The sequence below is a fragment of the Xanthomonas prunicola genome (genome assembly GCF_025266575.1).
In the GTDB taxonomy this organism is placed as follows: Bacteria; Pseudomonadota; Gammaproteobacteria; order Xanthomonadales; family Xanthomonadaceae; genus Xanthomonas; species Xanthomonas prunicola.
The window spans coordinates 2,642,170-2,656,564 of record NZ_CP096142.1 but is presented as its reverse complement, the minus strand read 5'-3'; the positions used below and the strand labels follow the sequence as shown (position 1 = coordinate 2,656,564).

General features: G+C 65.0%; 13 protein-coding genes and 1 pseudogene. 6 read left to right on the top strand and 8 right to left on the bottom strand.

The features are described from left to right. Positions 1–426 precede the first annotated feature (426 nt). Positions 427–833 (top strand): annotated as a pseudogene (locus M0D43_RS11360) (ExbD/TolR family protein). A gap of 247 nt (positions 834–1,080) precedes the next feature. Here M0D43_RS11360 and M0D43_RS11355 read toward each other — a convergent pair. The 3 genes from M0D43_RS11355 to cls form a co-directional block, all read right to left on the bottom strand. Next, entirely contained in the window at positions 1,081–1,848 is a 768-nt protein-coding gene (locus M0D43_RS11355) for a pyridoxine 5'-phosphate synthase (protein WP_252164713.1), read from the bottom strand. A 10-nt stretch (positions 1,849–1,858) separates the two neighbouring features. Beyond that, on the bottom strand, positions 1,859–2,128 hold the full coding sequence (locus M0D43_RS11350) for a hypothetical protein (RefSeq protein WP_019301610.1): 270 nt from the start codon (positions 2,126–2,128) through the stop codon (positions 1,859–1,861). Positions 2,129–2,202: 74 nt separating this feature from the next. Continuing rightward, positions 2,203–3,663, bottom strand: coding sequence for a cardiolipin synthase (cls, locus tag M0D43_RS11345; protein WP_252164712.1), 1,461 nt, complete (start codon positions 3,661–3,663; stop codon positions 2,203–2,205). Between the two features lie 331 nt (positions 3,664–3,994). Between cls and M0D43_RS11340 the strand changes: the two genes are divergently transcribed. Together M0D43_RS11340 and M0D43_RS11335 are read left to right on the top strand one after the other, a co-directional pair. Continuing rightward, positions 3,995–4,714, top strand: a complete 720-nt coding sequence (locus M0D43_RS11340) for a helix-turn-helix transcriptional regulator (protein ID WP_252164711.1) — start codon at positions 3,995–3,997, stop codon at positions 4,712–4,714. A gap of 49 nt (positions 4,715–4,763) precedes the next feature. Then, on the top strand, positions 4,764–5,129 hold the full coding sequence (locus M0D43_RS11335; protein ID WP_252164710.1) for a DUF1330 domain-containing protein: 366 nt from the start codon (positions 4,764–4,766) through the stop codon (positions 5,127–5,129). A gap of 123 nt (positions 5,130–5,252) precedes the next feature. Here M0D43_RS11335 and M0D43_RS11330 read toward each other — a convergent pair whose 3' ends face one another. The 3 genes from M0D43_RS11330 to M0D43_RS11320 all read right to left on the bottom strand — a co-directional run bounded on the left by M0D43_RS11330 (position 5,253) and on the right by M0D43_RS11320 (position 8,952). Continuing rightward, positions 5,253–6,383: a PA0069 family radical SAM protein gene (locus M0D43_RS11330; RefSeq protein ID WP_252164709.1), complete on the bottom strand. Its 1,131-nt coding sequence runs from the start codon at positions 6,381–6,383 to the stop codon at positions 5,253–5,255. 247 nt (positions 6,384–6,630) lie between these two features. Beyond that, on the bottom strand, positions 6,631–7,335 hold the full coding sequence (locus tag M0D43_RS11325) for a 2OG-Fe(II) oxygenase (protein WP_252164708.1): 705 nt from the start codon (positions 7,333–7,335) through the stop codon (positions 6,631–6,633). A 276-nt stretch (positions 7,336–7,611) separates the two neighbouring features. After that, a complete protein-coding gene (locus tag M0D43_RS11320) occupies positions 7,612–8,952 on the bottom strand; it encodes an outer membrane protein transport protein (protein ID WP_252164707.1) in 1,341 nt (446 codons plus the stop codon). A 218-nt stretch (positions 8,953–9,170) separates the two neighbouring features. Here M0D43_RS11320 and M0D43_RS11315 point away from each other — a divergent pair, with 218 nt between their 5' ends. The 3 genes from M0D43_RS11315 to M0D43_RS11305 all read left to right on the top strand — a co-directional run bounded on the left by M0D43_RS11315 (position 9,171) and on the right by M0D43_RS11305 (position 11,292). Continuing rightward, positions 9,171–9,863, top strand: a complete 693-nt coding sequence (locus M0D43_RS11315) for a rhomboid family intramembrane serine protease (RefSeq protein WP_252164706.1) — start codon at positions 9,171–9,173, stop codon at positions 9,861–9,863. A 116-nt stretch (positions 9,864–9,979) separates the two neighbouring features. Continuing rightward, complete coding sequence (locus M0D43_RS11310; RefSeq protein ID WP_252164705.1) at positions 9,980–10,300, top strand: DUF1820 family protein; 321 nt, start codon at positions 9,980–9,982, stop codon at positions 10,298–10,300. After that, a complete protein-coding gene (locus M0D43_RS11305; RefSeq protein WP_252164704.1) occupies positions 10,300–11,292 on the top strand; it encodes a D-2-hydroxyacid dehydrogenase family protein in 993 nt (330 codons plus the stop codon). The genes M0D43_RS11310 and M0D43_RS11305 overlap by 1 nt, the downstream gene beginning before the upstream one ends. Before the next feature lie 165 nt (positions 11,293–11,457). On the opposite strand, the gene M0D43_RS11300 is transcribed toward M0D43_RS11305, so the two are convergent. Together M0D43_RS11300 and M0D43_RS11295 are read right to left on the bottom strand one after the other, a co-directional pair. Then, complete coding sequence (locus M0D43_RS11300) at positions 11,458–12,981, bottom strand: S41 family peptidase (protein WP_252164703.1); 1,524 nt, start codon at positions 12,979–12,981, stop codon at positions 11,458–11,460. A gap of 104 nt (positions 12,982–13,085) precedes the next feature. Beyond that, on the bottom strand, positions 13,086–14,384 hold the full coding sequence (locus M0D43_RS11295; RefSeq protein WP_252164702.1) for a murein hydrolase activator EnvC family protein: 1,299 nt from the start codon (positions 14,382–14,384) through the stop codon (positions 13,086–13,088). Positions 14,385–14,395 lie beyond the last annotated feature (11 nt).

The following is a 14,395-nucleotide window of genomic DNA, read 5'->3' as shown; positions in this document are numbered from 1 at the left end:
GCTGCGGTGATTCGCTTTCAGATGGTGAGCAGCCCAGTGGGCACGCAATGATTGGATTGGCGCGAAAACCAGCCCCTACGCGCATTAATCATGCGAAGGGTTTTTGACGTGTCGTCTGCCAGCGAGACCTATGACAGGTGGATCTTTCGCTGTTGCATAGCGTGACATCACCCCGACGTCCGTCTGCCAGCCAGCGAGTCGTGAACGATCGACAGCCGAGGTGATCGTCTTATCGTTCCTGCATGCATTTGCCCCAGCACTTCAATGCATTCAACAACGAGCAGGTCTCCCGTTGCCCTGCCGATGCTGCGCTCTGCAGGGAGCCGCTGGGCTTGAGTGCGGTCTGGCGTTTGAGTTGCTGGCGCTAGTGGCAGGTGTACGCTCGGCCATGCAGCACCCACGATCACAACAGCACCGCAGGCCGTCATGGCTTTCAGTACGGCAGGGAATCGGGGACCACTGGCGGAGATCGATGTCACGCCGTTGGTGGATGTCAGGTTGGTATTGTTGATTATCTTCATCGTGGCCGCGCCGATGGTGACGCGAACCATCACGGTCGATTTGCCGCAGCACAGTTGGCAAGCGACGACACGGCCGGAGTCACCCGCACCCATTGCATTCGCGTGGATGCCGACGGCCCACTGCTCTGGAATGCCAGCCCAGTGACGCTGCAGCAACTCCAGTCCAGGCTAATCGAGCAGATGCAGGAAACCGCCGGAAATCAGCCAGAACTACGCATCGCGGCAAGTGCGGACGCCGGGTATGCAACGATGGCTAGCGTGCTGGCGGCCGCAAAGAACGCGCAGGTGCAGCGCATCGCCTTCGTGCAGTAATGGTGTTCCAAGAGCGCGTTGCACTGGCCACGCGAGTGAATGCAACAAGACGCGATGCGGTCGCCCAGGCGCCGCATCGCGTCTTTGAACGCTCCTAGGCACTGCGAGCGATTAACGGTGTTACTCGCAGGTCGCAATAACTAACGAAACGCCCGTCGTCATGTTCCTGTGCAGCACTCATCGCACGTGGATACATGGATCGCCAACACAGGGATGGATCATCGGACACCGACGTTACGGCATGAACTCAAGCGCTCAGGTGGCTGTCATGCAGAATGTCGACGTAGCCGCGCACGCTCGCCTCCAATCCTTGATACAGGGCTTCGCTGATCAAGGCGTGGCCAATGGACACTTCGAGCACACCCGGCACAGCGGCGAGAAAAGCGCCGAGATTGGCTTGCGATAAATCGTGTCCGGCATTGATGCCCAGGCCGGCGGCACCGGCACGCTGCGCGGCATCGGTGAACAGTGCCAATGCGGTAGCTGCCTGCCCGCTGGCATGCGCGTGGGCATACGGGCCGGTGTACAACTCGATGCGATCTGCGCCAAGTGCGGCCGCGCGGGCGATGTCCGGGTTGCCGGCATCCACGAACAGGCTGACACGGCTACCGACCCCCTTGAACGCGGCGATCAACGCGGCAAGTTGGGCGGTGCCCTGCGCAAAATCGAAGCCGTGGTCGGAGGTCAGTTGCCCGTCGCCATCCGGTACCAGGGTGATCTGCTCCGGGCGCGTGGCACGGCATAACGCCAGCAACCCCGGATAGCCCGCGCGTGGCGGTGCGAATGGATTGCCTTCGATATTGAATTCCACCGCATGCTCACGCGTCAGCGCGCTGAGTGCGAAGACGTCGTCGGCTCGGATATGACGTTGGTCCGGGCGCGGATGCACGGTGATGCCGTGCGCACCGGCGGCGATGCAGGTGCGTGCAGCCTGCACCACATCCGGTTCGGTGCCACCGCGCGAATTGCGCAGCACCGCGATCTTGTTGACGTTGACGCTGAGCTGGGTGGTCATGCGGTCGCCGTCAGGCTTGCGGCTCGCTGTCGCGCGCAGCGGCCAGCGCGGCCGACTTGCGTGCTTCTGCCAGCTCGCGCAGGCGGCGCAGCTCGGCCGGATCGATCATGCTGCGGGTATCGCGCTGGGTGTCGTCCATGCGCGAGGCGAACCAGCCGCGTGTCCACAGCAGCAGCAGCAGCAACGCCACCAGCAGCGAAACCACCAGCAACCACACGTGCGGCGTGCTGAAGGCCAGCACCAGCGCACCCAGTGCCATAAGCAGAAACAGCCAGTGCATGACGAGCTCCCCGTTGAGTGGCCGCAGTGTAGCGCCGGGCACGGCGCGGTTCCATGTGGGCGCCGCGCGGTTGGTCAGAGCAGCGGCGACAACAGCCGCGCGAACGCTTCCGGCAGGCGTGAACGCCATAACGGCCGATGCCGCACAAAGCACACTTGCTGCGCCTGTGCCATGTCGGTGCCGATCAGCCCGGCCATCTCTGCCGCCACCGCCTGGTCGCGGAACAGCATCGACAATTCGAAATTGAGCCGGAAGCTGCGGCTGTCGAAATTGGCGCTGCCGACGATGCAGACGTCGTTGTCGGCCAATAGCGCCTTGGTGTGCAGCATGCGCGGACCGTATTCGTAGATGCGCACGCCGGCTTCCAGCAGCTCGTCGAAATACGAGCGTGCCGCATAGGTGACCAGGCGCGAATCGCTCACCCGCGGCACCAGCAGGCGCACGTCCAGCCCGCCGAGCGCGGCCGAGGTCAGCGCCATGCGCGCGGCTTCGCCGGGCACGAAATACGGGGTGACCAGCCACACCCGGTGCTTGGCCTCATGGATGGCTGCGACCATCAGGCGGTGGATCGCTTCCCAGGACGAATCCGGGCCGGACACCAGCACCTGCGCATCCACCGTGCCCTGCGCACGGGTGGGCACATCGTCGGGCCATAGCTGCTGGCCGTGGAAGGCCGCGCGGCCCTGGCCGGTGGCATAGAGCCAGTCTTCCAGGAACACCAGCTGCAGGCTGCGCACCACATGGCCCTGCAGGCGCACGTGCAGATCGCGATAGGCATCGTGACGCACCTGCTCGTTCTCGTCGTCGGTGACGTTGATGCCGCCGGTGAAGCCGACGCGGCCATCGATCACGATCACCTTGCGGTGGGTGCGCAGGTTCAACCACGGCCGCTTGAATGGCTTGAGCAACTGCGAGGGATGGAACCAGGCGGTTTCTACCCCGGCCTCGCGCAGCGTGCGCAAGGCGCGTCGGGTCATCGCCGATGAGCCGATCGCATCCATCAGCAGGCGCACCTTGACCCCGGCACGGGCACGTTCCATCAGCGCATCGCAGATCGCGGTGCCGCTGTGGTCGGGCTGGAAGATGTAGTACTCCAGATGGATATGGTCGCGCGCATGACCAATCGCTTCGATGATGGCCGCGTACGTGGCAGCGCCATCGACCAGCCAATGCACTTCGGTGGCGCTGCTGGGCGCCAGCCCGGTGGTGGACTGGGCGATCTTGGCCAGCTCGGTGCAGTCGGCATCCGGTGGGCAGACGCTGTTGTAGCTCTCCATGCCCGAGCGCGAGCGTCCGCGCCGCAGCCGCTGCCGTTTGACCTTTTGCGGACCCAGCCAGTAGTAGATCAGCAGTCCCAAGTACGGCAATGCCGCCAGCGACAGCACCCAGCTCAGCGTGGCCACCGGCTCGCGCTTTTGCAGCACGATCCAGCCGGCGATCCACAGCAGGTACAGCACATAGGCGGCGAGAAGGAGCGCTTCAAGGTGGGGAGTGTTGGCCAGCCAATCCCACGCGCTCTGTGCAAATGCGAACATGCGCGGATTCTACGGGGCGCACGCCACGTTGCGATGACCGCAGGCTGCCCGTGTGACCGACGCGACGGCAGCAGCAGAGCCTCCCCAACGCTGCCAATACCGCTTTGCTCGTCCTGCTGCCCATCAGGCAGGCGCTCCGTGCCCCGCTCCGCCACCGTCGGCCTCTTGCCCATGCCTATCTCAGCGTGCATGCCAACCGCTAGGCATCGCTGGATCGCGCTGCATCGAAGATCGACAAACGCGCGGCAGCGCTGCGGTGACAACCAAGGCCGGCCTTGCCGGCACGCTACGATGCGCGCGGGAAACAAGGCTGCCGCGCAAAGGCTGATGGATGTCCAGGACAACTCGCCTGTTTGAATTGCTCGGCCTGTTGCGTGCGCATAGATTGCCGGTGTCGGCAGCTGCATTGGCCTCCGAGTTGGGTGTATCGCAGCGGAGCGTCTACCGGGATATCGACACCTTGCGCGCGCTCGGTGCGCCGTTGGAGGGACAAGCCGGCGTTGGCTATTACCTGAAGCCGGGATTTTTCCTGCCGCCGCTCGCCTTCTCCCAGGAGGAACTGGATGCGGTCATGCTTGGCCTGGATTGGGTCAGACAACGGGCCGATCCTGCATTGGCCACATGCGGCGCAAGCGCTTTGGCGAAGATCCTATCGGCCAGAAAGCATGGTGCGGGCACAGACATGGCACCCCCTGCGATTCTCACCGCCGCCTCCACATCCGAGCGGACCGACCACCCGCAAACTGCCGTATTGCGCGACGCCATCCGTCGGCAATGCAAGCTCGCGATTGGCTATGTCGATGCGCAAAACGCGCCGTCTGAGCGCATCGTCTGGCCGATCGCCCTGGTTTACTTCGACGAGGTACGCGTCCTGGCGGCCTGGTGTGAGCGCCGTGCCGCCTTTCGGCATTTTCGTGTCGATCGCTTGCATGTGCAGGCACTGCTGGAAGAGCGTTATCCGCAGTCGCGCCAAGCGCTGGTGAAACAGTGGCGGCAACAGGATCGGGACTGGCGTTCGCTGCTGACAGTTTCTGGCACGGCGCAACGCTAGCCTTTGTTCGCCGCTTCCCTTCCGAGGAAGCCAGACCAAGGAGACCTACATGGTTGCGTTTTCACCTGATGCGCTCGGTGCATTCCTGGACAACGAGGACACTTTGGCGATCGGCATGTTGAACCTGATTCGCTTCGAGCCCGATGGTGGCCGCCAGCGCTATCACCAGTATCTACGACTGGCCGAGCCGATTCTTGCCCGGTTTGGTGCACGCATCGTCTTCAGCGGCGATGGCCTGCCGGTGCTGACCGCGGGACAGGCGCAGGCGTGGGATGCGGTGACGCTGGTGCAGTACCCGAGTCGATCTGCCTTCAAGCACATGATTGCCGACGTGCAGTATCAACAAGCGTTCGAGGTCGGACGTTCGGCCATTGCCGATATCGTGCTGCAACCCTTCCACGGCATCACGTTGTAGCCACCTGCTGGACGTGTTGCAGGGTGTTGCCGGCGATCGCGCAACGTTGCCGTCTTCGGGTCGAACCTACGGCGCACGCGCGTCGAAGCCAATGCCGAAGCGGGCACCGCAGCACCGACAAGATCAAAACAAATCCAATTGCGGCGTGTCCGGTTTGGGCGGACGGAACTGCGTGGTATCGAGCCTTGGCAATCGCCCGAATCCAAGGCGCCGATACGCGATGGAAAACCGTTGCGCGATCAGCGCTGCAAACGGGCCTTCGCCAACCATGCGCTTGCCGAAGCGACTGTCGTAGTCCTTGCCGCCACGCATCTGCTGGATCAGGCTCATGACATGCTTGGCGCGATCCGGGTAATGCAGCTCAAGCCACTCGCGCCATACCTGGGTGAGCTCGTGCGGCAAGCGCAGCAACACGTATCCGGCCGAGCGTGCGCCATGGGCCGCGGCCGCTTCGAGGATGCGCTCGAGTTCCTTGTCGTTGATCATCGGGATCACCGGAGCGACCAGGACACCGACCGGCACGCCGGCAGCGTGTAGCGTCTGCATGGCGCGTAGCCGTGCATGCGGCGCCGCAGCGCGCGGCTCCATCTTTGCCGCAAGACGATTGTCGAGCGTGGTGACCGAGAAATACACCGACACCAGGTTGTGCTGCGCCATCCCGGCAAGCACATCGAGGTCGCGTTCGATCAACGCTGCCTTGGTCACGAAGCTGACGGGATGCCGGGCCTCTGCCAGGACGTCCAGGCATTGCCGGGAAATACCGAGGCGCCGCTCGGTCGGCTGGTAGGCATCGGTATTGATCCCCAACGCGATCGGCGAGCACTGGTAGGACGGGCGTGCGATTTCTGCACGCAGCAGGGCTGCAGCGTTGGGCTTGGCGAAGATCCGCGTTTCGAAATCCAGGCCGGGCGACAGATCCAGATACGCGTGCGATGGCCTGGCAAAGCAGTACACGCAGCCGTGCTCACAGCCGCGGTACGGGTTCACCGACTGCGAAAACCCAATGTCGGGCGAGTTGTTGCGGCTGATGATGCTGCGTGCGACTTCTTCGGCCACCACGGTCTTGGGACGAACGGCAGTCTCGGCCTCGGCGTCGAAGGTGTCCCACCCGTCGTCGATCTCCGTGGCAGTGGTGACCGAGAAGCGACCGGGCACGTAGGCGGTGGTGCCGCGGCCCTTGATCACCGTTCGCGAGCTGCGGACATCTCGATCGGTTGGATTGCGCGTGCTCGCGTTGGGAAGCTTCGTTCGCATGTTGTTAGTATTAATGCTAACAACGCGTACCGCAAGCCAGACACTCCGCAATGAAGCGGACCCATCGTGCGACCGCACAGGCAGCGCGACGGTGCGCAAAGCAAACGTGAGCACGCCGCGTGTCGGCACTCAGCTCGCAGTGCCCATCGGTCTTCAAAACACATCGCTTCGCTGCAACAGTGGCCGGACCGGATGCTCAACAAACCGACCATGCGCGCTTAGCCAATCCCCAATCCCCAATCCCGAATCACTGCGCCGAGCCATACAGCGCTTGCGCCGACTGAAACAGGATCCAGCTCGTCGCAATGAACTTGTCGCCGCCGACCGGGCGGTTGCCGCGGTGGGTATGGGTGAAGGCGGTCGGGGCGATCAGCAGGCTGCCGGTGCGTGGGCGGGCCTTGCGTTGCTGGAACAGGAATTCGGTTTCGCCCTGTTCGAACTCGTCGTTGAGATACAGCGTCCATAGCAGGTGCCGGTGCAGCGTGTCGGCGCTGACATCGCGCGGATACAGCTCGCAATGCCAATACGGGTAGCCGCCCTGGTCGGCCGTATACCACTGCAGATTGATCGCGCCCGGGCGCAGGCAGGTGCGCGCCAGATCGCCCAACGCCTGCTCGCTCATCTGCACGATGTCCTCGGCCACCAGGCGATGTGGTGTGCCATCGGCGGTGGTCACTTGCAGCATCAGCGGTGAGATCAAGGCCTGCGGATACTGCCGCAGATAGGTGAGCACGCCGTCGAACACCGCCTGCTGCAGGCGGCTTTCCACTTCCGCCCATTCGGCCACGCCACTGATGCGCAGGTCGCGGCTGTGTTTTAGGTCTGGGAACACACCGCCACCGATGCGGCCCGGATGCAGTTGCTGGCTCTGGCGCATGCGTTGCACGATGGCGGCGCACTCTTCGCGCGAGATGGCATCGTCGGTGATCTGGATGAAGTCGGGTTGGCTCATGCGCGTGACCATAGCAATCTGGCGCGCCGGCTGCAGCGTCCACCATGCAGTGCGCACAGGTTGGAGCAGCACACGACGTTGTCGACAGCGCCAGCGCGTGGCGACGTTGCGACACCGGGCATGGTGGTGAAGCGTTGCACGGATGCGGGGTGTCCTGCCTGCCAGCTTCGCGTGCTGCCGGCTGCCGGCTGCTGGTGTCGCGTGTGGGCGTACAAAGCGGCAAAGAAAAACCCCGCCGAAGCGGGGTTTTTCGTCAAACCATGCGTGCTGCGACGATCAGAACTTGTAGTTGATCGACGCGGCCAGCACGTCGCCCTTCACGTCGTAGCTGCCAGCCAGACGGTCGCCGGTGGCGCTGCGGGTGTCGCTGGTCGGGTCGCTGGTGAACAGGTGGGTGTAACCGAAGTTGTATTCGGTCTGCGCCGACGGACGCCAGCTCATACCCAGCGACACCCACTTGCGGCTCGCGTCCGGCACGCGCACGTCGCGGTGGTCGGCCGTGGTCGGGGTCTGGTCGTATGCCAGGCCGCCGCGCAGGGTCACCGTATCGCTCATGCGGTAGTCGGCACCGATGGAGGCAAAGGTGGTGTCGCGGTAGGAGAAGTCCAACACGCTGTCGGGTTGGTTGGAGGCGAAATCCACGGTCACCTGGTCGAACTTGCTCCAGGCGGTGCGGGTGACGTCGGCCATGATCGACCACTGCTCGTTCACGTTGTGGGTGAAGCTGGCGGTGGCGCTGGCCGGCAATTTGACGGTGGCGCGGCCCTTGGTGTCGACGAAGGTGCCCGGTGCGGCCACGCTCAGCACGGCGGCAGCACTGCCCGGCACGGTGAAGTCGGCGGTGCCGTCGGTGATCTTGTGTTCCACCTGCGAGCGATAGCTGAAGCCGATGTGGGTGTTCTCATCGATGCTGAACAAGCCACCCAGGGTGAAGCCCACTTCGGTGCTGTCGCCCTTGATGCGCGAGTAGCCATCGGCGCTGCCCGGCGCGAAGCCCGGCACGCGGCGCGCAGCCAGCACGCTGCCGAAATCCACCGCGTTGGCCAGGTCGATATCCAGACGCTCGGCGAACACCGAGGCGCCGAAGGACACGTACGGGTTCACGTCATAGGAGAACGCGACGTTGAAGTCGATCGCCTGCAGCTCGGTCTTGGTGCCGTGGTAGCGGCCGACCCAGTCGCGGTCGTATTCGGTCTTGAAGCCAAACGGCACGGTCAGCGAGGTGCCCAGGTGCATGTTGTCGTTCTCGCCGAACGGCACGTGGAAGTACATCGCCGGGACCGGCGCGATCATGCCGGCATCGCCGCCGTTGCCGCCGGAGACCGGAGCGCCGTTGGCGTAGTTGGCCGACTCAGGCTGGAATTTGGCCGAGAAGCTGATGGCGCTGACGTCGGCCTGGAACAGGCGACCGTCCAGCTGGCGCATACCGGCCGGGTTGTTGACCATGATGGAGGCATCGTCCGGGGCGCTGCCCGAACCTGCGAATGCGCGGCCGAGGCCCTTGGCGCTGTTTTCCTTCAGCTGGAATGCGGCGCCGTGCGCCTGACCAACGGCCAGCACGCCGGCGATACCGACGGCCAACAGGGTGGCGCGACTGAGAGTGGAAGCGGTAGACATAAGTTGTAGCTCTCCGGATAAGGACTGCAATGGTCGATTCAGCGCCCGCGTCCAGCACCAATCCAGTGCCCGGAGCGCGCCGGAGACCCCCCCCCGACATACGACGCCGTACGCAGTATACCTATGACGATTAACCGAACAATAACGAGTCGCGCGCTGAACGCGCTGTCAGGTTAGGGTTGGGTTCAGCAGCGCGGACCGGCTATTGTCCCTCTCCGATGTTTGTCTCTCTCCCCTCCCGCAAGAAACCCACACCACGCTGGGCGGTGCCGCTGCTGTTTGCGACGGTGTGGCTGGCTTATCTGTGGTCGATCAGCCGGCCGGGCGAGGCGCGCAATACGCTGTGGCTGGACTGGGGCGCACTCTCCAGCGGCGTTTCCAATCTGGGCGACTGGTGGGCCACCTTGCGCGACGGCAGCGTGCTGCGCCTGTTCACTGCGCTGTTCCTGCACGCCGACTGGTCGCATCTGCTCGGCAATCTGGTGTTCCTGCTGATCTTCGGGTTGCCGGCCGAGCGCATCCTGGGCCCGTGGCGGTTATTGCTGCTGTTTCTGGTTGGCGGCGCCGCCTCCAACCTGGCGGCGATCTTTGCCATCGGCACGCCGGACCGGGTGATCATCGGTGCCTCGGGCGCGGTGTCGGCGTTGATCGGCACGTACCTGGCGCTGTTTCCGGGTGCCAAGCTGGGCGTGGTGCTGCCGCTGGGCGTGTTTCTGGAATTCATCCGGGTGCCGGCGCCCCTGTTGATCGGTGCCTGGGCGATGCTGCAGGTGGTGTTCGCCTACATCGGCCCGGCCTTCGGCATGGTGGCGTGGTCGGCACATATCGCCGGCTTTGTGTTCGGCATCGTCTACGGCTTGTACGTGCGCGCGGCGATCGCGCGGCGGCTGCGCAAGCGCCATGGCTTCTGAGGCGCGCAGCGCGCCTGGTGTCGAGCTGGGCAGGCGCTGATCGCTGCGCGGCTGAGCCAGCCAACGCGCGATGCTGCGCACGTCTGCGGCCAGGCGTGCGCGCCTATAATCGCGGCATGTCCAAGTCTCTGTACAAAGTCACCTTCCTCAATCACGGCAAGGTGTACGAGCTCTACGCGCGTGAGGTCACCGGCAGCCATCTGTGGGGCTTCAATCAGATCGGCGAGTTGGTGTTCGACGTGCACGATGGCCTGGTGGTGGACCCCACCGAAGAACGCCTGCGCGAAGAATTCGGCAACACCAAGACCCTGCACCTGCCGATGCAGAGCATCGTGCGGATCGAAGAGGTCGAGAAAAAAGGCCAGTCGGTGATTCGCGATGCCACCACCGGCGACAAGGTGATTACCCCGTTCCCCTCGCCGATCAAGCCACGCTGATGCGCATTCTGGTGCCCGACGATTACCAGGGTGCCGTCGCGCAGCTGCCGTGCGTGCAGCGGATGCAACGCCACCAGGTGCAGGTACTGGGCGCACTGGACGAGGATCTCGATGCGCGGGTTGCGTGTCTGGCCGACGCCGATGCGCTGGTGCTGATCCGCGAACGCACGCGGATGGATGCGGCGCTGCTGCAACGACTGCCACGGCTGAAACTGATCAGCCAGACCGGGCGCGTGGGCGCGCATGTGGATGTGGCGGCGTGCACCGCGCTGGGTGTGGCGGTCGCTGAAGGCGTCGGCTCACCGGTAGCACCGGCAGAGCTGACCTGGGCATTGATCCTGTCGGCCAGCCGTCGGCTGACGGAGTACCAGCATGCATTGCAACAGGGCCGCTGGCAGGCGCTTGGCGATCCCGGCTTGGGGCGCGTGCTGCATGGGCGCACGTTGGGGATCTGGAGTTACGGACGGATCGGCCAACGCGTGGCCAGCATCGGGCGCGTCTTTGGCATGCAGGTGGTGGTGTGGGGGGGCGAAGCGTCCTGTGCGCAGGCAGCGCGCGACGGGTTCGCGATTGCGGGCAGCCGGGAGGAGTTGTTCGAATGCAGCGATGTGTTATCGCTGCATCGGCGCCTGACCGCGCAGACACGTCACGACGTCACCGCACAGGATCTGGCGCGCATGCGCAACGACGCGTTGCTGGTCAACACCAGCCGTGCCGAGTTGATCGTCCCTGGCGCCTTGCTGGCGGGGTTGGATGCCGGCCGGCCGGGGTACGCCGCGCTGGATGTGTTCGAGCATGAGCCGGTGCTGGACCCGCGCGATCGGCTGCTGCTCCATCCACGCGTGTTGGCAACACCGCATCTTGGCTATGTGGAACGCGACAGCTACGCGCTGTATTTCGATGCGGCGTTCGACAACGTGCGGGCGTTTGCCGCGGGCACGCCGCGCAACCTGGTCAACCCCGAGGTGTGGGCGACACCGCAGCGGGTGTGATTCCGCGCTGCGTTATCGCGGCCTTGAAGCAACCGACAAAAACGCGTGCGCTGCCGCCAGGTGAGCAGCGGCGAGTGTCGGTGCGGCATGGACTGCTCCCCGACCGATTCCTGTGCGCTGACCAGACCGACGTCACAACGACGCGCGCAGGTCTGTTGCCCACGCTTAGTTGACCGGCTCGGCGGGCTTGTCCGCTGGCGGCGTCTGCTGTGCCGGTTCGACTGGCGCAACAGGTGCGGCAGCCGGCTTGGCTTTGCCTGCCGGTTCGGCCGATTTGGGCTTGTCCGTGGTTGCCGGGCGCGCTGTCGCCGGCTTGGACTCGGCACCGGTCTTGGCGGCCTTGGCCTTCTGCGCGGCCTGCGCCTTGGCCTTGCGTGCAGCTTGCGCCTTGGCGGCGGAGCCGGGTTGCTTGAGTTCGGCCAGGGCTTCGTTGATCGGGCCGTCGCCCGGCAACACGTCGCCAGCGCTATAACCCTCTTCGCCTTCGTCGTCGCCGCGCAGATGGCCGGGCAAGGTGGCTTCGCTGTAGTCGGTCAGGCTGGCCGGCACATCGGCATCGCCCGGCTGGGGCTCGGGGGTGAGCATCACATCCGGCACGATGCCGCTGGCCTGAATCGACTTGCCGCTAGGCGTGTAATAACGCGCGGTGGTGAGCTTGACCGAGTCGCCGTTGTCCAGCGGCAGCACGGTCTGCACCGAGCCCTTACCGAAGGTGCGGCTGCCGATGATGCGTGCGCGCTTGTTGTCGCGCAGCGCACCGGCCAGCACCTCCGAGGCGCTGGCCGAGCCGGCGTCCACCAGCACCACCACCGGTGCGCCGCTCAGCAGATCACCCGGGGTGGCGTCGAACTTGGCATCGCTGATGGAGATGCGTCCGCGCGTGCTGACGATATTGCCCTTGTCGAGCAGATCGTCGGCCACCTGCACCGCCGAGGTCAGCAGACCGCCGGGATTGCTGCGCAGATCCAGCACCAAGCCGCGCAACTTGCCGCCGGCCTGCAGCTGCTTGAGGTTCTTCTGGAAGTCGGCACCGGTGTCGGCCTGGAAGGTGCTGATGCGGATGTAGCCGTAGCCGGGTTCCAGCATCTTGCTACGCACGCTGGCCACGCGGATGGTTTCGCGCTGCAGGGTCACATCGAACGGCTTGGGCGTCTTGTCACGCACGATGGTCAGGACCACCTTGCTGCCGGATTCGCCGCGCAGCGGCTCCATCGCCTTGCTCGCATCGATCGGCTTGCCGTCGATGGCCACGATCACATCGCCGGCGCGGATGCCGGCGCGCGCAGCCGGGGTGTCGTCGATCGGCGCGATCACCTTCAGCGTGTTGTCCTGCTGCTGCAGCAATTCCACGCCAATACCGTCGTAGGCGCCGGTGGCCTGTTCGTCGAAGGCTTCGGCGTCTTCCTTGTCGAAATAGGTGCTGTGCGGGTCCAGGTCCGAGAGCAGGCCGCGCACGGCGGCGTGCATCAGCTTCTTGTCTTCGACCGGGTCGACGTAGGCCTGCTTGACCGCGTTGTAGACCGCCACGAAGCGGCGGATCTCATCCAGCGGCACCTTGGAGACAGCGGCTTCATTGGCTTCCGGATCGTCCGCGGTGGCCTGGGCGGCGGCGGGGCCGGCCTTCTGCGCCCAACCGGGCGACGCGAACAGGGCCAGCGACAGGGCAACGGACAGGACGGCTACGCGCATGAAGCACTCCGACAAAGAGATAAGGCGCCCCGCAGCGCGGAGCTGACCGGATTATGCGCGAAGCAGCGGTAAATCCGCGTTGAATTGCGGGCGGTGCGCTGCGCTCAGCGGCGTTGCAGCCAGCTCGATGGATCTACCGGCTGCCCGTTGCGACGCAATTCGAAGTACAGCGCCGGCACGCCCTGCCCGCCCGAACTGCCGACCTTGGCCACCGCCTCGCCGCGTTTGATCGACGCGCCGGCATCGCGCAGCAAGGTGTCGTTATGCGCGTACAGGCTCATGTAGCCGTTGCCGTGGTCCACGATCAGGATCATGCCGTAGCCGGTCATCCAGTCGGAAAACACCACCGTGCCATCGGCCACTGCGGTGACGGTGGTGCCCTTGGGCGCGCCGATCAGTACACCCTTGCTGGTGTGGCCATCGGGCAAGGTGGCATTGAAGCGCGCCAGCAGATTGCCCGACACCGGCCAGCTGAGTCCGCCGACCTTGGGGGCCGGTGCACTGGCGACGACCTTCGGTGGCGTCTTGCCTGGGCGATCGGGGCGCTCGGTTTTGCCGCGTTTTGCCTGCGCAGCGGCTTCGGCGGCAGCGCGTTTGGCGGCAGCGCGACGTTCGGCTTCGGCCTTGGCGGCGGCGGCGCGCAGATTGGCAAGCAGCTGCTCCAGCGCTTTTGCGTCCTGACCGATCGCCTTTTCGCGTTCGGCGCGTTGTTTGTAGCGATCGTCCAGTTGCGCGACGGTGGCCGCTTGCTGCGAGCGATCTTTCTGCAACGTGGCGGCCTGCGCTTTTTGCTGTGCGCGCGCTGCATCCAGCGCCTGGCGGCGGGTGGCGATGTCCTGTTCCACTTTCGTCAGGGCATCCAGCTGCGTGGTCAAGGCGTGGATGCGCTGCGCACGCGCGTTCTGCACATAGCGGTGGTCGGCCAGCATGCGCGTGGCATCGCCCACCGTGTCCTGCGAGAGCAGCACTTTCAACGGCGCGTTGCGGCCCACCTGATCGGCAGCGCGCAACAATGCCGCCAGCTGCGCGCGCTGGTTTTGCAGGCCGCGCTGCAACTGCGCGCGTTCCTGCTGCAGGGTGGAAAGATGTTGTTCCTGCGCGCGCATCGCCGCTTCGGTCTCGCTCAGGGCGCGTGCGGTCTTGGCCACTTTTTCGTCGGCTTGGCGCAACTGTTGTGCAGCGGTGCCGCGCTTGCCTTCCAGCTCGCGCCGATCGGTGCTGATGGTCTTGAGCTCATCGCGTAGCTGCTGCAGTTTGCGCTCGGTCTCGCGTTGGCTCTGCGCGCTTGCGCCCACGCTGCCCAGCAATGTGCAGGCCAGCACGCACGCCGCCAGCCACCTCTGGCCACGTCCGGTGGCAGGGGCGAGCAGCAAGCGCGGCGGCAGTGCGGGCGAAGGGGGCAACGAAAGATCCA